Genomic DNA, 20,809 nt, shown 5'->3' on the forward strand with positions numbered 1-20,809 from the left:
CTCTAGTGCACTCCCGCCTGCTCCACCAGTGCATGCTTCAGCACCTGGTCCATATGGGACACCGGAACAAACTCCACTTCTTCTTTGACACTGTCCGGAATCTCGCGCAGATCCCGCTCGTTGTCTTTGGGGAGCAGTATTTTTTTGTAGCCGGCGCGGTGCGCAGCCAGCGATTTCTCCTTCAGTCCGCCGATCGGCAGCACCCGGCCGCGCAGGGTGATTTCACCGGTCATGGCGATGTCTTTGGAGACATGTTTCTTGGTCAGGGCCGACACGAGGGCCGTGGCAATCGTAATGCCTGCCGAAGGTCCATCTTTCGGAATCGCCCCTTCAGGGATATGAATATGGATATCATTCTTCTCATGAAAATCGGGGTCGATGCCAAGCTCATCGGCTTTGGCACGCGTGTAGCTGAAAGCGGCCTGCGCCGATTCCTTCATCACGTCCCCTAATTGGCCAGTCAGGGTCAGCTTGCCGGATCCCGGCACGACCGTGACTTCGACCATCAATGTTACGCCGCCGACCTCGGTCCAGGCCAGGCCGGTTACCGCACCAATCTGATCCTCGAGATCGGCCACGCCATATCTGAAGTTCGGGCTGCCTAAATAGTCCTTGACCTCGTCCGGCTCAATGGTAATCTTATCGATCTCTTCGGATACGATGATCTTCGCAGCCTTCCGGCACAATGCCGCGACCTGCTGCTCCAGGTTCCGCACGCCGGATTCCCGGGTGTACTCGCGGACTACTTTCATGAGCGCCTCTTCCCCGATCTCCAGCTGGTCTTCGTTCAGGCCATGCTCCCGTTTCTGCTTCGGCAGCAGGTAGCGCATGGCGATTTGAAGCTTCTCCAGTTCCGTATAACCCGGAATGTTGAGCACTTCCATCCGGTCCAGCAGCGGACGCGGAATATTATGAATGGCATTCGCCGTCGTAATAAACATTACCTGGGACAAGTCGAACGGAATCTCGATAAAATGGTCGCTGAACGTATTGTTCTGCTCCGGATCGAGCACTTCCAGCAGTGCCGAAGACGGGTCTCCCCGGAAATCCGAAGCCATCTTGTCGATCTCATCCAGCAGGAATACCGGGTTCAGTGCACCCGCGTTCTTCATTCCCTGGATAATCCGCCCTGGCATCGCTCCCACATAGGTGCGTCGGTGACCGCGGATTTCCGCTTCATCCCGCACGCCCCCGAGCGATATCCGGACAAATTTGCGGTTCAGCGATTTGGCAATCGACCGGGCAAGCGAAGTTTTACCAACACCCGGAGGTCCGACCAGGCACAGAATCGGCCCTTTCATCTTCTTCACCAGCTTCTGAACCGCCAGGTATTCAAGTACGCGCTCCTTCGGCTTGTCGAGGCTGTAATGATCCTCGTTGAGTACCTGCTCCGCCTTATGGATATCCAGATCGTCCTCGGTCTTAGCCGACCACGGAAGGCCAAGCAGCCAATCGAGATAATTGCGGATCACGCCGCCTTCCGCCGAGCTTGCAGGCATTTTCTCGAGACGGTCGATTTCTTTCTCCACCTTCTCTTTGACCCTTTCGGGAAGCTCCTGCTTGTTCATCTGCTCACGCAGCTCTTCGACTTCTCCGGCGCGGCCTTCTTTCTCGCCCAGCTCCTTCTGAATCGCCTTCATCTGTTCGCGCAAATAATATTCCTTCTGCGTCTTTTCCATCTGCTTCTTGACGCGCTGGTTAATTTTGCGCTCGAGCTCCAGCACTTCGCGTTCGTTATTCAGAATATCGAGGAGCTTCTCGAGCCGTTTGCCAACGTCGACGGTCTCCAGAATGTCCTGCTTATCCTTGATTTTTAACGACAGATGGCTCGTAATGACGTCGGCCAACCTGCCGGGCTCTTCGATATCGGACACCGCGGCAAGCGTCTCGGGCGTTACCTTTTTCGATAAATTAATATAGTGCTCGAATTGACTGAGTACCGTACGCATCAGCGCATCCACTTCAGGATCGTCGCTGTCTTCCTCCTTCAGCTCGCGGGCAATGACTTCGTAATATTCTTCATTGTCCGTGTACTGAATGATCTCAGCGCGCTCCATCCCTTCCACCAGCACCCGGATGGTGCCGTTCGGAAGCTTCAGCATCTGTCTGACGTTGGCGACTGTGCCAACCCGGAAAATATCTTCCTGCGTTGGTTCTTCTATGTTCACCTCGGACTGAGAACAAAGGAGAATCAAATTATCTTCCACCATTGCTTTTTCCAGCGCTTTGACCGATTTCTCCCGGCCTACATCGAGATGCAGAACCATGCTCGGGTAGACTAGAAGGCCTCGCAAAGGCAGTAAAGGAAACCGGCGGCCTTTTGATTTACTGGGCCCCATCGCTTTTGCACCTCCAGCCGTTCTCAGGGTTATGACATTCGATTTTATTTTAGCAAATGTTCACATAAAACACCAATCTTTGTAGCCTGATCAGCAGGAGCCGGCATCCGTTATTTGGCTGTTACGCGCAGGCTTGGCATGCAGGAAGGAAGCTGAAGCTGCCGGGAATGTCTCCGGGGCCGCGCTGGGTTCGATCGTTTCCTCTGCGCTGCTGTCGACCTGACGATCCAGCTCGCTTCCGAAAATATGCCCGAACGCTTCCTGGATCGACTCCACCGGAATGACGCGCAGACCGTTCAAATCCTCGAACAGGGTCTGCCAATTTTCCTTCGGAATGATCACTGTCGTTGCTCCTGCCTGGAAGGCCGCCTCGACTTTGGCGATAACGCCCCCGATCGGCTTCACTTTACCGTGAATGCTGATTTCGCCCGTCATGGCCAGACGATTGTCTACCGGCAGCCCTTTCATCGCCGAAACGATGGCGGTAGCCATGGCGACGCCGGCGGAAGGACCGTCAATCGGCGTTCCTCCAGGGAAATTGATATGCAGATCGTAATTCCCAGGCGAGAGACCCATGGAGCGCAGAACGGTCAGTACATTTTCGATGGAACCCTTCGCCATGCTCTTGCGGCGCAGCGTTCTGGAGCTGCCCCCGCCGATCTCTTCCTCTTCGACGACTCCGGTAATATTGTAGATACCTTGTCCTTTGGCGACAGGAACGGCAGTCACCTCGATTTCAAGCAGCGCTCCCATGTTCGGACCGTACACGGCAAGGCCGTTGACCAGGCCAACCTGCGGACGCTCCGGAACCTTCCGGTCCGGACGGGGCTGAAGCTGGCTGCTGCTTGCTACCCATTCGACGTCGGAAGCCGACAGGGAGTCCCTTTTTTCCGTCAACGCCAAACCTGCTGCCAGCTGAATGATATTGACCGCCTCGCGTCCGTTGGTCGCATACTGCTTCACAACCTCGACCGCCTCTGGGCATGGCTTCAGACCGATCTTCTGAATCGCATCCTCCGCAATGCGGCTGATCTCCTCAGGAAGCAGCGGGCGGAAAAAGATTTCCATACAGCGCGAACGCAGCGCCGGCGGAATTTCCTGCGGCGAGCGTGTCGTTGCCCCGACCAGACGAAAATCGGCCGGAAGGCCGTTCTGGAAAATATCGTGCACGTAGGCCGGGGTGTTGCTGTCCTCCGAATTATAGTATGCACTTTCGAGCAGGACCTTACGGTCCTCCAGTACTTTTAACAATTTATTCATTTGGATCGGATGCAATTCCCCAATCTCGTCGACAAACAAAATTCCCCCGTGCGCTTTCGTAACCGCACCCGGTTTAGGCTGAGGAATGCCGGCGACGCCCATGGAGCCCGCCCCCTGATAGATCGGGTCATGGACCGATCCGATTAATGGATCGGCAATCCCCCGCTCGTCGAAACGGGCGGTGGTCGCATCGATTTCGGTGAATTTGGCATCGGCTTTAAATGGCGAGGCCGGATTTTTTTTGGCCTCTTCCATCACGACCCGGGCGGCTGCCGTTTTCCCGACTCCCGGTGGCCCATAGATAATGACATGCTGCGGGTTCCCGCTGCACAGCGCGGCCTTCAGCGCACGAAGCCCGTCCTTCTGTCCGACGATATCCTGCAGCGACTGCGGTCTCGTTTTTTCGGCCAGCGGCTTGGTCAGCGAAACCGAACGCAGCTTGCGCAGCTTATCCATCTCTTTGCGTGATTCCCGATCCACCGCGGTGCGGTTCGTCTTCTGCCCGCGGAGCAAATTCCAAAAATAGACGCCGATGATGATCGCAAAGAAAAATTGTACCAGCATCATAATCATGGTTAAATCCATAGTAAATCCCTCCCGATTCTCAGTTCAGTGGCTTCTCCTCCGGCATGGTTTTAGATCGATAAATCATCTTGCCGGAAATAGGTTCGTTAGCCTGATACATGGTAGTATAGCCTTTTCACCCATGAGTAAACGGGATGGGCCGGGATTTTTGCATCTTTTTTGGAAAATGTCCGCCCACATTCAAAAAAGAAGCCGCAGCACTGCATAAGCAGGACTGCGGCTTCTTGCGGCAAAATTAGTGTTTGCGCCCCGGAATCGTTCCGGTTTCTTCGTATACTTTGACGATGCTGTCGATTTCCTTCTTCAATTCGTCCACCATCTCGGCTTCCGGCACTTTACGGATCATCTCTCCGTAACGGAAAAGGAGTCCTTCGCCGCGACCACCGGCGATGCCGATGTCCGCTTCACGCGCTTCGCCCGGACCGTTGACCGCGCAGCCAAGCACGGACACTTTAATCGGCACTTTCAGCTGGGAGATGTAGGCTTCCACTTCGTTAGCGATGGAGAACAAGTCGATGTCCAGCCGCCCGCAGGTCGGACAGGACACGAGCGTTGCGGCGTTCGAGATCAGACCGAAGGTCTTGAGCAGCTCACGCGCTACTTTGACTTCTTCCACCGGATCTGCACTCAGGGAAATACGCACCGTGCTGCCGATACCCATCGAGAGCAGGGCGCCGATGCCTGCCGAGCTTTTGATCGTACCGGAGAACAGCGTTCCCGATTCGGTAATACCAAGGTGCAGCGGATAAGGAATCACTTCGGCCGCCTTACGGTAAGCTTCGATGGCCATCGGCACGTCGGAGGCTTTCAGAGACACGATAATATCATGGAAGTCGAGCTCTTCCAAAATGCCTATGTGATAAAGGGCACTTTCTACCATAGCTTCAGGCGTCGGATACCCGTATTTCTCCAGCAGATGAGCTTCGAGCGAACCGGCATTGACGCCGATCCGGATCGGAATCCCGCGCTCTTTACAAGCCCGGACGACCGCTTCCACCTTCTCGCGGCTTCCGATATTGCCGGGGTTGATCCGGACTTTATCGATGCCGTTCTCAATGGCTTTCAGCGCCAGCTGGTAGTTAAAATGAATATCCGCAACGAGCGGAATATGAATGCGTTTTTTGATCTCTTTAATGGCTTCCGCCGCTTCCACATTGTTGACCGTTACCCGGACAATCTGGCAGCCAGCTTCTTCGAGCCGAAGGATTTCCGCCACCGTGGCTTCCACGTTAGCGGTCTTCGTCGTACACATGCTTTGGATAATGACTTCGTTGTTACCGCCAATCGTCAAATTACCGACCTTGACCGGCCGTGTGTCTTGTCTCAAAAACATGATTGTTCTCTCCCATAACGCCAAGACTCCACCCCGTCCCCGCGAAGCAAGCGGCAGGGCGGAAGTGGAGAATCGGCACCTAAATTTGGGAAAATGGCATCTGTTTTACAAACAGATTACGCACTTTCCTCTTGTTTTTTATCTTTTTTGCTGATCAATTCCGGAATCATCTTCTCTTTGACCACCTGCTCCGTAATGATGCAGTCCTTGATATCCTCGCGGGAAGGAACCTCATACATTACGTCCAGCATGATGCCTTCAATGATGGCCCGAAGTCCGCGGGCACCCGTATTGCGTTTGATCGCTTCGCGGGCAATCGCTTCAAGGGCTTCCGGCTCGAATTTCAGCGTTACGTTATCCATTTCGAGCAGTTTCTGATACTGCTTCGTCAGCGCGTTCTTCGGCTCGGACAGAATACGCACCAGCGTCTTCTCATCGAGCGGCTCCAGCGTCGAAATGATCGGCAGACGTCCCACGAATTCAGGGATCAGGCCGAATTTCAGCAGGTCTTCCGGCAGAACCAGACCGAGGTATTCACCCGGTTTCAGATCTTTCTGGTTGTCGGTACCCGCGTTAAAGCCGATAACTTTCTTACCGATCCGGCGCTTGATCATTTGCTCCAGGCCGTCAAAGGCACCGCCGCAAATAAACAGGATGTTCGTCGTATCGATTTGGATAAACTCCTGGTGCGGATGCTTGCGCCCGCCTTGTGGCGGAACCGAAGCGACCGTTCCTTCCAGGATTTTCAGCAGCGCCTGCTGTACCCCTTCTCCCGATACGTCACGGGTAATTGAAGGGTTCTCGGATTTACGCGCCACCTTGTCGATTTCGTCGATATAGATGATACCGCGTTCGGCTTTTTCCACGTCGTAATCGGCTGCTTGAATCAGCTTCAGCAGGATGTTCTCTACGTCCTCGCCCACATACCCGGCTTCCGTAAGGGAAGTCGCGTCGGCGATGGCGAACGGAACGTTCAAAATTTTGGCCATCGTTTGGGCAAGCAGTGTCTTACCCGAACCGGTTGGACCCAAAAGCAGGATGTTACTCTTCTGAAGCTCTACGTCTTCAATTTTGCTGCCGGTATTGATCCGTTTGTAATGGTTGTACACGGCAACGGACAGCGATTTCTTCGCCTGTTCTTGACCGATGATATACTGGTCCAAAATATCGCAGATTTCCTTCGGTTTCGGAATATCCTTCAGATCCAGCTCTTCCTCATGTCCGAGCTCTTCCTCCACGATCTCCGTGCAGAGCTCGATACATTCGTCACATATATAGACACCGGGGCCAGCAACAAGCTTGCGCACTTGCTCCTGGGATTTCCCGCAAAAAGAGCACTTCAGCTGCCCTTTTTCATCGTTAAATTTAAACATGTAAACACCCCTTTAAGATTTAATCGGTGAAGTGAGAACCTGGTCAATTATGCCGTATGCTTTCGCTTCCTCCGCGCTCATGAAAAAGTCACGATCCGTATCGCGCTCAATTTTTTCAAGGGGCTGACCCGTGCGCTCCACGTAAATTTGATTGAGCTTTTCCCTGGTTTTAATAATCCAGCTCGCATGGATTTGGATGTCGGACGCCTGGCCCTGAACACCGCCGAGCGGCTGGTGAATCATGACCTCGCTGTTCGTCAGCGCAAAACGCTTGCCGGGTGCTCCGGCCGTCAACAGCAGAGATCCCATGCTCGCCGCCATACCAACGCAAATCGTGGATACATCAGGCTTGATAAACTGCATCGTATCATATATACCCATCCCCGCTGTGACAGAACCACCCGGTGAATTGATATACAAATGAATATCTTTCTCCGGATCCTCCGCAGCCAGGAACAATAATTGAGCTATGACGAGATTGGCAACATCATCATCAATCGCACTGCTCAGGAAGATAATGCGGTCCTTGAGCAATCTGGAGTAAATATCGTACGATCTCTCGCCTCTATTGGTTTGTTCTACAACCATAGGTATCAGACTCATGTGTCCAACCTCTTTTCCATGTAAAAGATGTGATGCGTGCTTCAATCAAGTTTACAGCACTATTCTAACATGTTCAAAGCACGATGTCATTTTTTCACTCCACACCATTTAATACAGTGTATGAGTCTTCTAACAATTATAACCCGAAACGGACTGTTGAATCGAATATGTATGGAAACAAAGCATCCATTTTCATGCAAGATTTAGATATAAATGGATACTTTTAGTTAAAAATAAGGCACGCAAATGAATATACGTGCCTTATCTCTCTATAGGTCCCTTATGTCAGCCTCCGCACTTAGATCAGATGAAGATGACCGCGTCCGTTTCCTTCTTATTTTTCTTCAGCAGTTTCAGCAGTTTCTTCGGCTGCTTCCACTTCTTTGCTGTTCTCAACCAGGAGATCCACCGTTTTGCGAAGGGAAATTTCTTCGCGCAGGCTTCCCAGCGAACCGTTTGCTGTAAGAATGTTGCGGATCTCGTCAGGCGTGCGCTTGTAAGATTCAGCCATCACTTCCAGCTCTTTGTTGATGTCTTCCTCAGTTACTTCGATGTTCTCTTCTTTGGCGATTTGCTCCAGAACAAGGTTGTTGCGAACGCGTTTCTCGGCATCGTCCTTCATTTGCTCTTGCAGATCAGCCGTCGTTTGGCCAGAGAAGCTGAGGAACATTTCAAGGTTCATGCCCTGATTGCGCAGACGGTTGTCAAAATCACGCATCATGTTTTGAATTTCGCTGTCAATCATCGCTTGTGGAATTTCCACCTCGGCGTTGGCAGCAACTTTGTCTACGACAGCTGCTTCCTTATTACCTTTGGCTTCTTGTTCCTTACGGGAGAGAAGCTGTTTCTTTAGGTCTTCCTTGTACTCGGCGAGCGTTTCGAATTCACTTACGTCTTTGGCGAATTCGTCGTCCAGTTCAGGAAGCTGTTTGCGCTTGATTTCATGCACTTTCACTTTGAACACGGCTTTCTTGCCGGCCAGTTCTTCTGCATGATATGTCTCAGGGAAAGTCACTTCCACGTCTTTGAAGTCGCCAGTCGCCATGCCGACAACCTGCTCTTCAAATCCAGGAATGAACGTGCCGCTTCCCAGTTCCAGAGAATAACGCTCAGCTTGTCCGCCTTCAAAAGGAACGCCGTCAACAGATCCGTCGAAGTCGATCACGGCGATGTCTCCGTTCTCGGCAGAGCCTTCGTCGATAACCGACAGTTCGGCATGACGTTCTTGCAGACGCTTCAGTTCAGCGTCAAGCTCTTCGTCCGAAACTTCAACCTTTTGTACCGGAACTTCCACGCCTTTGTATTCGCCCAAAGTTACTTCAGGCTTAACCGTTACTTTCGCTTTGAATTTGAACACTTCGCCTTTCGCGAATTGGTCAATTTCCACTTCAGGACGGTCTACAGGGAAGATGTCAGTTTGGTCGACAGCTTCTGTGTATACTTCAGGAAGCAAAATGTCGATTGCGTCTTGATACAGAGCTTCGACGCCATAACGGGCTTCGAAGATCGGCCGAGGCACTTTACCTTTACGGAAACCAGGCACGTTAGCCTTTTTTGCTACTTTATTAAAAGCTTTGTCGAGGGCTGCAGCTACACGGTCTGCTTCCACTTCGACTTCAAGAACGCCAAGGTTCTTCTCTATTTTTTCCCAGGTTGCTTTCATTTTATGCTTTCCCCTCCAAAAATAATTCACATGTACTTAAGTTATCAGCACGCACAGAATAACCATTATAGTATAAACAACATTGCCGTGTTTTTCAAGGGCAAGCCCTTGGCAACTCTTCAGGTAAACGTTTCCGATCGCCTACTCTTGCATACCGGCCGACACGAACTGCCTGAAGCTTCGATAAGCCTGCTCAAAACGGAAGCGCATCGTGTCCGTGATCCCGTACATCGCCCGGGACTCCTCTTCGTTGCGGCTGCCTGTGAGGCTCTCGGTGACGATCTGATGCAGGGCAGCCGCCCAGATGTCGATCGTCGTGTCGTCCTCGTCAAGGATCGAACGGTAATCCTCCGTCCCGTAGATCGCCATAATAAACTGCGACCACAGCTCTTGAGCAAAATAATACAGCGTCGGCTCCTGCACTTCGGTCTGCGCAGCCACGCGCTCCGTTACCATTGCCACCTGCGGCGGAAACTCCTCAGGCGTCAAAGGCACCGTCTCCATATCGACGCTTACCTGCTCCTGTCCGCGCTTAAACTGCACCGTGCCCTGCATACCGCGCTTGCGCAGCGTTTGAAGCACCCTGAACTGCAGCAGCGGATGAAGGCGAGCCTGCATCAGCCACCCCACCAGCTTGTCGTCGATATCCGAGCCTTCCAGATAGGACAGCTGCTCGAGAGCGAGCATGGTCTGCTCCGATAAAGGCTCTTCCATGGCGGTGTGCAACAGCTTGTCTGCGTAATGCTGGTCTTCGGCCAGCTTGGCCCGCACGTTCTGCCGTTTCATTTCTTCCTCGTCGGGCTCCTCCTCATGCTCATAAGAGTCCAAGCCTGCACCCTGCCCGCCGCCGTGATTCATATATTGTGGAAAAGCGGCTTCCAGCCATTCCAGAAGCGCCTGCCATTCTTCATAATGCCTCTCATCCTGCCCTTGGCACTGCAGCAGGAAACGCAAAAGCTCCATCGCTTCCCCGTACCGTTCATTTTCCAGCATGACGGTCAGCTGAATCTGATAGAAGTCGAGCGTCTTTGGAAAAAGAATGACGTTGTCCTTCGCTGGGGAAATATGTTCTTTAATATGTATTCCCTCCTTTCCCCGTGCTTGTGCAAATAATTGTTGATTATAGCATACCTCTTTCAACTTGAAAAAAAACATGTGAATGGACGGGGAATCCATTCGTTCTATGAAAAACGTATAGAAACCATTAATAATATAAACGGGGATTGAAACAACTTTTTTATCTTGCCCTAAGAACAGATGAGGGGGACTATGAGAAAGGAAAGAAAAACATATTGATATTATCAAAAATATATGTTATGATCTTTCTTGCTTGAATTTTTTCATGTCCCAGTAGCTCAGCTGGATAGAGCAACGGCCTTCTAAGCCGTCGGTCGGGGGTTCGAATCCCTCCTGGGACGTATAGAAGCTCTCCTTATTGGAGAGCTTTTTTAGTTCCAGGAGGGGTTATGAGAACCCCTTAGGCGGTTCGTCGGAGCATAAGCTTCGATAGCATCCGCTTCGCAGTCCGCCCGTTAGGGCGGTATCCCGAGCTGGGACGTAAGAAAGCTCTCCTTATTGGAGAGCTTTTTTTAGTTCCACGAGGGAATTGAGAACCCCTTAGGGGGTTCGTCGGAGCATACGCTTCGGTAGCATCAGCTTCGCAGTCCGCCCGTTAGGGCGGTATCCCGAGCTGGGACGTGTTTTTGCGTCCATAGGGATGAGAACCCCTCAAGGGGTTCGTCGGAGCATACGCACCGATAATCTCCTCTTTCGCCACCCATTCGCTCACCTGAACACAAAAAAGAGGACCCCAAGTTTTACCCCAAGGTCCTCTCTATTCCATGCTTGTTACAGCTTCACGATTTTGCCTGTGTCCTGCGATTCAAACGCGCCCAGGATGACATTCAGGGAGCGCAGACCTTCTTCGCCGGAAATTTGCGGCGGCGTGTTGGTCAGGATCGATTCCACGAACGCGTCGATGACGCCGCTCGGTACTTGCTTTTCGTTCGTCGCCATGGCGCCGACCTTGTACGTTTCCACAGTGCCGTTGGTCAGCTCGACGATAACCTCGTCGCCTTCAACGGTTCCGATCTTCATGCAGCCGTTTTCGCACCAGAGCACCGTACCGTTGTCGCCGGAACGGTAGTGCGTCCAGCTCGCCATCAGCGTGCCCACAGCTCCGCTCTTCATGCGCACGATGCAGGTCGCATTGTCGTCTACGTCCGTACCTTCTTTATGTACGGTACCGATAAAGCCGGCGACTTCCACGATTTCATCGTTCAGCAAATAGCGGATGAAGTCGGATTTGTGCACGCCGAGGTCGCCCATAGCGCCCATGATCGCTTCATCTTTGCGGAAGAACCAGCTGTCGCGTCCGTCGACGCTCCAGCTTTCCGGACCGCCGTGGCCGAAAGACGTGCGGAACGTCAGCACTCTGCCGAGCTTGCCGGAATCCAGAATTTCTTTTGCCTTCACGTGAGGAGGCATGAGGCGCTGATTGTGGCCCACCATCAGGAAGACGCCGTTTTTGCGGGCCGCTTCGATCATCTGCTCCCCTTCTTCCTTCGTGGTCGCCATCGGCTTTTCCACCAGGACGTGCAGCCCGGCATTCGCTGCATCGATGCTCATCGAAGCGTGAAGGTAGTTCGGCGTACATACGCTGACGGCGTCAAGCTTCTCGTTCTTCAGCAGTTCCTTGTAGTCGGTGTATGCTTTGGCACCATACTGTGCCGCCACTTCTTCAGCGCGCTCCTTGAGCGGATCCGCGAAAGCAACCAGTTCCACATTCGGGTTCGCTGCGTATTCAGGAATATGTCTGCGCTGGGCGATGGCGCCGCAGCCAAAAACCGCTACTCTAATTTTACTCATGGATACAAATCTCCCTTTCTTCGGCTCTGATCTTCATTAAATTAAAATTGGTTCAGGTAGTTCTGTTTCAGCCAGTTCATGCTGTTCTCCACGCTTTGCAGCGGAGGATTCTGGCACACGTCCTGCTCGACGATCAGCCACTGCGTACCAGCATCGGTAGCGGCCTGAATGACGCCCGGCAAATTCACGTCCCCTTGACCAAGCTCAAGCGTCTTCATGTTGCCTTCGGCATCCCTGCTGAAGTCCTTCAGGTGAAGGAGCGGCAGGCGTCCGGCATATTTTGGGATATAGGTGAGCGGATCCTGTCCGGCAAACTGTACCCAGCATACGTCCATTTCCACTTGAACGGCTTCAGGCGAAGTGGAGGAATACATGGCGTCGAATACAAACTCGCCGTCAATCTTGTCCGCGAATTCAAAATCGTGGTTGTGATATCCGAAGGTCAATCCTTGTTTGCGCGCCTCGGTACCCACTTCCTCCAGGAAAGCAAACAGTTCCTTCCACTGCTCGATGTTCTCCCGGTCTTCCGGTGCAACGTAAGGACACATCATGGTTGTCGCGCCGATCGTTTTCAGGTAATCGATCTCTTTCTGCAGGTCGGCCCGAAGCAGATGCAGGCCCACATGAGCGCCGATCGCTTGAAGACCGAGCTCTTGAAGAAGCGTTTTCATTTCTTCAGCAGGAATGTCACCGTATCCGGCAAACTCCACACCTTCATACCCAAGCTCAGCCACTTTGCGAAGCGTTCCTCGGAAATCCTTAGCCGTTTCATCACGAAGCGTATACAATTGCAAGCCAATGTTCAATTTTTTCATAAAAAGGGCACCTCGTTTCCCAATAAAATGATTGCTCTATCTGCTACTATCATACATGCAAGTAAGCTAAAATGAACATAAACAATATGATTGCAACATGAACTATTTGCTTGTTTTTTTGAGAAAGGGGAGCACTTGATGGAAGCCAGACTGCTGATTTGCGATTACTCCTACCATTTCCAGCAGTTCAGCAACAGCCACCGCGCGGGCTTGACGACCTATCTGTTCCGGCTGCAGACGGAAGGATCCTGCACCGTATTCTGCAACGGCACCGATTACCATGTCGAAGGCGGGGACCTGCTGCTGCTGAAACCGGGAGACGAATACGAGCTTATGGTGCATGAAGATGCCGGCGGGGGACGCGTCTCGAGCGGGGATTATTTTCTGTTTTGCGAAGGCGGCTGGATCGATGCCTGGTGGAGCCGGATGAGCCGGCCGGTCGTCAGCCGGATTGGCAGCGACGATCGCCTGCTCGGTCTGTGGAGGCAGCTGCTGCTAGAAAAAAGGCGCGGCCTGGAGGGGGAGAACGTGGAGCTCACCGGTTACCTGCTGCGAAGCTTGTGCCTTTGCCTGGACCGGGCCATCACGGAGACGAAGCCGGCGAACCGCACCGCGTATACCGCGCTGAGGCTGAAGCGTTTTGTTGAGGAGCATGCCACCGTTACCTTTAAATTGGAAGAAGCCGCCGCCCATGTCGGGCTGAGCCTGTCCAGAGCCGTGAAAATCTTCAAGGAGCAATATGGCAAAACGATGATCCAATACGCCTTGGAAATCCGGCTGAACGCCGCCATCGAACGGATGAAATACAGCACCATGACCCAGGAGGAGATCGCTGAAACCTGCGGTTTTGCCAGTTATTCTTACTATCACCGCGTGTTCCGCAGCACCTACGGGATGTCGCCGGCCCAATACAGGGAGAGCTTCGCGCCTGATGCCAAGCCACAGCCGGACAAATAAACGGTCATAACCAAAAAGCAACCCGCCCGGTATGAACCGTTGACGGATTGCCTGATTTTACGCGAGCAGATTGTTTTCGATCATTGAGCATCCACCCTATCCTTTGGTGGAGCCGGCCACCATGCCCTTCATGATTTTCTCCTGAAGGATCAGATAGATGACGATCGTTGGAAGCACCGCGATGGCCATCGCCCCCATCGTCAAGCTGTAATCTGTGCCGAAACCGTCCGAGAAGAGGGACAGGCTGAGAGGCAGCGTCTTCAGCGCCTGCGTGTTGATAAAGACGAGCGCAAAGGAAAAGTCGTTCCAGAACCGCAGAAACGCCAGAATCGAAATCGTCGCCACGATCGGCGTGCAGAGCGGCAGGATCATCCTGCCGAATATTCCCCACCATCCGCTGCCGTCGATCATCGCCGCCTCTTCAATCTCTTTCGGAATCGAGGACATGTAGGCCATGGACAGAAACACGGCGATCGGCAGCTCAAACGCTGTATAGGGCAGAATGAGCGCACCGTAGGTGTCGAGGAGACCCAAGTTTTTCATCATGATAAACAAGGGAACCAGCGTGCTGTGGATCGGAATCAGAAGACCCATCGTAAACAGCACGACGACGACTTTTTTAAACGGGAACGAAAATCTCGACAGCACATACCCCGCAAGCACGCTGAGCAGGACGGTCAGGATGACCGCCGAGACCGTCACGACCGCGGAGTTCAGCATCGCCCTTCCCATATTCCCCAGATCCCACGCCCTTACCAGGTTTTCAGCCATCCACTGTTTCGGCAGTCCATACGGATTGGCAAAGAAATCCTGGTTTGTTTTAAAAGCGCTCGTAAACAACCAGTACAGCGGATACAGCGTAACGACGGCATACGCCAGCAGGATCAGCTTGCCGAAGCCGGCCAGCCCTTTGAAGACGGCTCTTTTGCCCGTGCCGCTCCGGGAAGCGGCCGTAATCGATGCATTCATCCTTGCTCCTCCTCCCCTCAGCTGCTTTTACGGCGTGTCGCCAAATAGTTCAAGGCGATCAGCACTGCGCTGACGATCATGATCATGGTGGACACGGCCGAGCCGTAACCGTACCGGTAAACGCTGAACGTGCTGTTGTACATGTACGTCGCCAGCAGCTCGGTTGACCGCGCCGGCCCCCCGCCTGTCATGACGATGACATGGTCGAAGGCTTTCAGGCTTCCGGAGATGCATAGTACGATCGTGACGACCACCGTCCCCCAAATGATGGGGAGAGTGACGTGAATCAGCTTGTTCCAGCCGGAGGAGCCGTCAATTTTGGCCGCGTCGTGGATTTCGGGTGAAATATTTTGCAGCGCTGCGACGAAAATAACCAGGTAAGGGCCGATGTTCGCCCAGTTGATGGGAATGGATATGGCCAGCATGTTGACCTTCGGGTCGGACAGCCAGGCCCGGGTCCAGGAGTGGAGGCCGAGCAGATCCAGCACATGGTTCGCAACCCCGAACTGCGGGTGATAAATGTATCCCCAGATGAGGCCGACTACAACGGTTGACAGCACCATCGGCATAAAAACGGCCGAACGGACAAACCGGGAGAACAGCGAGTTCTTGAACAATACGATGGCCAAAACGAGCGCGACCGGAACCTGGCCGACAATCGACGATACGACCAAGATCAGATTGTTGCGCAGCGCCCGCCAGAAAATCGGATCCCGGAACATCTCCTTATAATTGTCCAGCCCGATGAATTTGGCGTCGCCAAAGCCTTTCCAGCTGAAAAACCCGTAATACGCCGACCAGAACACCGGAATAATGACGAAGATCAAAAACAGCAGGAGCGCCGGAAGAAGAGCTAGCGCTATGAATCCTTTACTTCGCATCGCTGTTGGCATGGCAGCTTCCTCCCTTTCTCATGTCCGTCATTAAGGCGTGGCCGACCGGGCCTGCGCGTCCTGCAGCTTCTGTGCGACGCCTTCTACGGAGCCGCCCATCATGATTTCCTGAAGGCCGTTATTAATGACCTCGGCCGCTTCAGCCGACAAATAAGCATCATAGACCGGCGTAACTTCGGTCGATTTGACGAGGTTGAAGGCTTTATAATAGAGGGAAGTCACCTTAGACTTGTCGATATCGGTGTCGTACATCACCATGGAGTTGCTCTCGGCGATCGCTTTCTGGGCATCCGGTCCGCTGACCGCATAAATCAGCTCCAACGCCAATTCCCTTGCTTTGCCTTCCGTCCGGCTGCTGAGCGCAAGTCCGCCGCCGGCACCGCCGGAAATCGTGCCTGCCTTCCCTTTCCCTCCAGGGATTGGCGGCAGCACCGTCACTTCGATATCCTTCATCTGATCTTCCGTAGAGGATGCCGCCAGGTTCGTGAGCGTCCAGGCGCCGCTGATCATCATCGCCGCGTTCCCCTGTATGAAATACTGCTCAGCCTGCGTATTGTCGATGCTGTTGGCGCCGTCCTGGAACGCCTTGTGATCCACCAGCTCCTTAAAATGACCTAGCGCCTGGATGAATTCCGGATCAGTGAATTTGGCCCCTTTCTGCGCAGCGGCGTTCTTGAACCATTCCGTTCCCGTTACCCGGTCGGCGAGCGAACCGAGAATCGTGGACTGCGCTACCCACGGGGCTTTGTTGCCCAGCGCAATCGGGGTGATGCCCTTGGCGTTAAATGCGGTGACGGCCGTCATCATCTCATCCCACGTGGTCGGAACTTTGACGTTGTTTTTTTCGAACAAGGCCTTGTTATAGTACAGGATTGAGGTGGCCGACATGCCCAGCGGAGCCGAATAGATCTGTCCTTGCTCGAACTCATACGGTTCAAAAGCGCCCGGCAGGAACTTGTCTTTCCAATCCGAATGCGCGTCAAGCACCTCCGTAATCGGCTGAAGCAGCTTGGCCTGATACAGCTCGGAGGACTGGCTGCCCGCGTAGACGAAAAATACGTCCGGCATCTCATTCGCTGCGGCAACCGTGCTCAGTCGCTGGCGGTAACCGTCAGGCGGGATGGCCTGGGCGTCGAGCTCTACCTCCGGATGGTCTTTGGCGAACTGCTCGATGAAGCTCCGGACCGATTTGGCCCGCAAATCATCCCCTGCAAAATTGTGCCAGATCGTCATTTTCACTTTCTCCTGACCGTCCGCGCTTCCCTCTGCCTGCTTGCCGCTCTCGCCGCTGCCGCAGGCAGCAAGGAGCATCGTCATGAGCAGCAGAACAATGCCTAATTTGCGTGTAGTTTTCATGGTCATCCCCCTCTGATATAAATGTTAAGTTCAATCAGCCTTGCGATGATTAGCCCAAGTATAAAAGAGGATGAACGTCTCCCACAGGGGATAGAATTCAGTCAAGGGAGGGACAAACTTCAGCACTTGCCCGATATTCCGAAGGGGTCAGACCGGTGAATTTCTTGAACAGGCGATTAAAATACTTCAGGTCTTCGTAACCGATCTCGCCGGCGACCTCGCTGATTTTGGCCGGCGTTTCCCGCAGGAGCCTCATCGCCTTGCGAAGTTTCGCCTGCGTGACGTATTCGAGATAGTTGCGGCCGGTCTCCCGCTTGAACAACTCGCTGAAATAGTTCGGGTTCATATGGACGTGCTTCGCCACCTGCTGCAGCGACAGGCTTTGGTCCAAGTGGTCGTGAATGTAAGCAATGGCCCGTTCTACCGGACTGGACGCCGATACCATCCCCCTGTACTGCTGCATGATCTGTTTCAATTCATGAACCATGATTCGTTCTGGCCACTTGGCCAGCTCGTAGATATCGAATGGAGTCCCTGAAGGAAGCGGACTGGAGTAACCGATCGAAGCGGCAGCCCGCTCCAGCCACCGACGGGCCGAAACAAGAATGGAATGAAGGTAAGCCTGCATCGATCCTGGCGTAGCCTCGGGGTCCAGTATGATCCGTTCAAGCAAATCCGTAATCCAGGACTGCAGGCGGGACGTGTCGCCCGCCCGGAGCAGGGCAAACAGCTCGGTTTCTTCCTCCACCGTGCATACCGTCCGGATGCCCCGGCGGGAGACTACCTCTTCATACCGGATGCGCCGTTCTGCACGCAGCAGCCATGCATAGGAGCCGGCCTCCGCTGCGGCAGCTAAGGCGGCGGGCAGGTCCTGAAGCTGGGTGAACGGCAGCCCGCCGGCAGCCGTGACCCGGCAGCCCAGCTCAGCCTCCGCATGGCCCAGCACCGGCCTCATGCGGCTCCAGTCGTCCTCGCCCCGGCTTTTTACCAGAAGAAGCAGTGCACCGTTCCATTCGAGCCATGCGCATGGCAATCGTTCAGCCAGCCAGCTGCCGACGATGCGGTATACATCGCCGTCCGGGCGGCTGCCTCTCTTCCCCGAGCTGGAGGAATGGACCCACAGCAGCCAAATCCGGAGCACCGTGCCCCCGTCAGCATCGGGCCGAAGGTCGGGGAACCGGTCCCAAAACTCGGCTTCGGTCGTGGCATCGGGTGCGGATCCCGAAGCCAACAGTCTCCTTAAGAAACCGCGGTTCACGATCGTCTGCTGGACCCTGCCGCCCTCCTCGTTCCGCCGGCGAACCTCCAGCCGCTCCCTGGCCTTGGCCGCGGACTGGATGATTTCCCCCGGTCTGCTCGTCTTCAGCAAATAGTCGCTGACTCCTTCGCGCATCGCCTGCTGGGCATAGGCAAACTCGTCGAATCCGGAAATGATGATGATTTCGGTATCCGGGAACTGCTTTTTCACCTCCCGCGCCATATCGATACCGCTGAGCCCCGTCATCCGGATATCGGTAAATATAATTTCGGGCTGCTCATCCGGAATCCGCTGCAGCGCTTCTTCGGCGGAAGCGGCCGGCTTTAGCACCGTAAAACCGTTCTCCTCCCAATTGACCACCGTGCTTAGCCCGTTTCGGATAATCACTTCGTCATCAACGATCATAACCTTCATCTTGGTTCTCCCCTTTGCTTGATTGTTCCCGAGTCCATTCCTTTGGCTCCTGCACGATCGGGATCCTGAATGTAATCCGCGTGCCCGCTCCTTCCACACTCTCTACCTCAAGTCCGGCATCCCTGCCGTAATGCAGCGCCAGCCGCTTGTTGACATTGCGCAGCCCGTAGCTCCCGCGGGCGTCAGGCTCCTGCCCGTAGGCCGCCGGATGCTCCGCCAGCCGGTTCCGGAGCCACTGAAGCCTCTCTTCGGGCATTCCGATCCCGTCGTCCTCAACGGCGAAATCGAGGAACCCCCCGCTGCGCTCCACCGCGATCCGGATCATGCCCCGCCCGTCTCGGCCGAGCAGGCCGTGAAGGATCGCATTCTCCACCAGCGGCTGAAGCAGCAGCTTAAGCATCGTTAGATGGTGCAAACTCTCAGCCGCATCGACCCGAAAATCGAATTTGTCGGGATACCGGATCGACTGGATATTCATGTAATGACGGACATGCGTGATCTCCTGCAGCACCGTGCAGTATTCCTGGCCGGCATTTAAGCTGAACCGCAGAAAATCACTCAGCGAGCCGACCATCTCGGCGATCTTGGCACCGTCCTGATTCATCAGCGCCAGCCATTGCACCGAGGAGAGGGTGTTATACAAAAAATGCGGGTTAATCTGCACCTGCAGCGCATGCATATCGGCTTCCTTCTTCAGTGATTCATTGCGCTTGACCTCATCGGTGAGCTTCACGATCCGCGAAGTAAGCCGGTTATAGCTGATGATCAGCTGACCTACCTCGTCTATCGTTTTGACCGGCAGTGCAGGCAGAGGTTCTTCCGGCCTGGCGTTTCTGAGGAATTTGGTGAGCGCGGAGAGCGGGTTAGTAATTTTTTGAATCAGAAAAAGAACCAGAATGATGACAAATAGGATCGCAGCGGTGACAGCGATAGCCGTAAGCCTTAGAAAATACTGGTTTTGCGAGCTGTATTCCGCAGCCGGTATGATCCCCACCAGCTTCCAGCCCACGCTGGACATCTTTTTATATAAAATCGTCTTCTTGCCGCTCCCCTGCCCGTAGACCAAATCCCCGCTCTGTCCCTCAAAAGGGCCAATCGAAGGATAATAAGCGTCGAGCGCAAGATTCGTTTCCATATCCGGGGGGCCTGCGAGAATCCGGTTGTTCTCGTCCAGCAGCAGCACGAAGCCCGTTTTTTCCAATGCCACCTGCCGGACCTGGCTGGCGATGACCCCCTGATCCAGATTGATCTGCAGGTTTCCGATCGGCTTGTATTTATCAGTGCTGCGGATCGGTCTTGCCAGCGTGATCATCTTTCTCACCCCTTCAAAGGTCCACTGCCGGTGGACCGAAGACCACCATTTGGGATGCTCGGCATAAAAACCAGGATCCCTCTCCGTGACATCCCGGAACTCCGACCGCACCAGCGACTTGTAGGAGATCGAGTCCTTGGCCCCAAGCGGCTCGACGATGATGTTCGCGATATAATCTTTGGAAAAGGCGAGGCTTGTCAGAAAGTTGATGACGGCGGTCTGCTGCACATAATTGCTTTCGGAGCTTTTTAAATAAGACTGCACGCCTTCGTTGCCGATCAGAAAAAGCGAAATGTTCTCAACGTCCTTGACCATCGTCTCCAGATAGACATCCAGCTGCCTGAGATTGTTCATCCCGGAGGTTTTGGCTTTTTCCTCGGTCAGGCTCTCGGCCATTTTGTAGGAGAAAATGCCGAGGAACAGCAGCGGAACCAGCGCGGCCAGAATAGTGAGCAGAGACAGCTTATGCTTCAAGGATGTTCCGAACCAATGCTGCATATGATCCCTCCTACGTCGGTCTATGAAATGATTATGTAATATTACATAACATTGAAAACGCTTGCCAATAAACCAATTGGTTTTATTACAGAGATTCATGTTAGGTTTATTCACTATCTTAGAAGATCACTAGGTCTTAAGTAAATGGTTAAAAAGTCGCAGTAGAATCCGTTTCGCCTCTAAAAACTCGTCGGTTGAGGGAGTATTTCACGCGTCAGAGCCTGCGCCCGGAGGAACGCCGTTACTACAGTTATGATCCGATCCCGTTACGCTGGAAGCCTCGTTTTCCTGTTTGCAAAATAAAACGGGGAAA

The 20,809-nt window shown here is 53.7% G+C and carries 15 protein-coding genes and 1 tRNA gene; 2 read left to right on the forward strand and 14 right to left on the reverse strand.

From position 1 onward, the window contains the following. Positions 1-2 precede the first annotated feature (2 nt). From lon to ABID47_RS26575, 7 genes are all read right to left on the reverse strand, one after another. Positions 3-2,339, reverse strand: a complete 2,337-nt coding sequence (gene lon, locus ABID47_RS26545; RefSeq protein ID WP_354501294.1) for an endopeptidase La — start codon at positions 2,337-2,339, stop codon at positions 3-5. A 90-nt stretch (positions 2,340-2,429) separates the two neighbouring features. Continuing rightward, on the reverse strand, positions 2,430-4,184 hold the full coding sequence (lonB, locus tag ABID47_RS26550) for an ATP-dependent protease LonB (RefSeq protein ID WP_354501296.1): 1,755 nt from the start codon (positions 4,182-4,184) through the stop codon (positions 2,430-2,432). 235 nt (positions 4,185-4,419) lie between these two features. After that, positions 4,420-5,517 carry a flavodoxin-dependent (E)-4-hydroxy-3-methylbut-2-enyl-diphosphate synthase gene (ispG, locus tag ABID47_RS26555; protein ID WP_076174340.1) on the reverse strand — a complete coding sequence of 366 codons (1,098 nt, stop codon included), beginning with the start codon at positions 5,515-5,517 and terminating at the stop codon, positions 4,420-4,422. 116 nt (positions 5,518-5,633) lie between these two features. Further along, a complete protein-coding gene (gene clpX / locus ABID47_RS26560; RefSeq protein ID WP_076174338.1) occupies positions 5,634-6,890 on the reverse strand; it encodes an ATP-dependent protease ATP-binding subunit ClpX in 1,257 nt (418 codons plus the stop codon). Positions 6,891-6,902: 12 nt separating this feature from the next. After that, positions 6,903-7,493 (reverse strand): ATP-dependent Clp endopeptidase proteolytic subunit ClpP, encoded by a 591-nt coding sequence (gene clpP / locus ABID47_RS26565; protein ID WP_076174335.1) that lies wholly within the window; start codon positions 7,491-7,493, stop codon positions 6,903-6,905. Positions 7,494-7,827: 334 nt separating this feature from the next. Beyond that, the gene (gene tig, locus ABID47_RS26570; protein WP_354501299.1) at positions 7,828-9,156 is read right to left on the reverse strand and encodes a trigger factor; all 1,329 of its coding nucleotides are present in this window, start codon (positions 9,154-9,156) and stop codon (positions 7,828-7,830) included. Between the two features lie 141 nt (positions 9,157-9,297). After that, positions 9,298-10,239 (reverse strand): hypothetical protein, encoded by a 942-nt coding sequence (locus tag ABID47_RS26575; protein WP_354501941.1) that lies wholly within the window; start codon positions 10,237-10,239, stop codon positions 9,298-9,300. A gap of 261 nt (positions 10,240-10,500) precedes the next feature. Between ABID47_RS26575 and ABID47_RS26580 the strand changes: the two genes are divergently transcribed. Next, positions 10,501-10,574, forward strand: a tRNA-Arg gene (locus tag ABID47_RS26580). A gap of 430 nt (positions 10,575-11,004) precedes the next feature. Here the strand turns inward: ABID47_RS26580 and ABID47_RS26585 are convergent. Both ABID47_RS26585 and ABID47_RS26590 read right to left on the reverse strand, forming a co-directional pair. Further along, complete coding sequence (locus ABID47_RS26585) at positions 11,005-12,024, reverse strand: Gfo/Idh/MocA family protein (protein ID WP_076174298.1); 1,020 nt, start codon at positions 12,022-12,024, stop codon at positions 11,005-11,007. 41 nt (positions 12,025-12,065) lie between these two features. Further along, positions 12,066-12,839 (reverse strand): sugar phosphate isomerase/epimerase family protein, encoded by a 774-nt coding sequence (locus tag ABID47_RS26590; protein WP_116234211.1) that lies wholly within the window; start codon positions 12,837-12,839, stop codon positions 12,066-12,068. A 138-nt stretch (positions 12,840-12,977) separates the two neighbouring features. Between ABID47_RS26590 and ABID47_RS26595 the strand changes: the two genes are divergently transcribed. Next, positions 12,978-13,796 (forward strand): helix-turn-helix domain-containing protein, encoded by an 819-nt coding sequence (locus ABID47_RS26595; RefSeq protein ID WP_105446150.1) that lies wholly within the window; start codon positions 12,978-12,980, stop codon positions 13,794-13,796. Positions 13,797-13,892: 96 nt separating this feature from the next. On the opposite strand, the gene ABID47_RS26600 is transcribed toward ABID47_RS26595, so the two are convergent. The 5 genes from ABID47_RS26600 to ABID47_RS26620 all read right to left on the reverse strand — a co-directional run bounded on the left by ABID47_RS26600 (position 13,893) and on the right by ABID47_RS26620 (position 20,496). Next, positions 13,893-14,765 (reverse strand): carbohydrate ABC transporter permease, encoded by an 873-nt coding sequence (locus ABID47_RS26600; RefSeq protein ID WP_354501301.1) that lies wholly within the window; start codon positions 14,763-14,765, stop codon positions 13,893-13,895. Positions 14,766-14,782: 17 nt separating this feature from the next. After that, on the reverse strand, positions 14,783-15,658 hold the full coding sequence (locus ABID47_RS26605; RefSeq protein ID WP_354501303.1) for a carbohydrate ABC transporter permease: 876 nt from the start codon (positions 15,656-15,658) through the stop codon (positions 14,783-14,785). Positions 15,659-15,688: 30 nt separating this feature from the next. Continuing rightward, on the reverse strand, positions 15,689-17,014 hold the full coding sequence (locus ABID47_RS26610) for an extracellular solute-binding protein (protein WP_354501305.1): 1,326 nt from the start codon (positions 17,012-17,014) through the stop codon (positions 15,689-15,691). A gap of 97 nt (positions 17,015-17,111) precedes the next feature. Beyond that, positions 17,112-18,686, reverse strand: coding sequence for a response regulator transcription factor (locus ABID47_RS26615; RefSeq protein ID WP_354501307.1), 1,575 nt, complete (start codon positions 18,684-18,686; stop codon positions 17,112-17,114). Next, positions 18,667-20,496: a sensor histidine kinase gene (locus tag ABID47_RS26620; protein ID WP_354501309.1), complete on the reverse strand. Its 1,830-nt coding sequence runs from the start codon at positions 20,494-20,496 to the stop codon at positions 18,667-18,669. Before ABID47_RS26620 ends, ABID47_RS26615 begins: the two co-directional genes overlap by 20 nt. Positions 20,497-20,809: the final 313 nt, after the last annotated feature.

This window comes from Paenibacillus favisporus (assembly GCF_040545415.1).
GTDB classification, from domain to species: Bacteria; Bacillota; Bacilli; order Paenibacillales; family Paenibacillaceae; genus Paenibacillus_AQ; species Paenibacillus_AQ favisporus.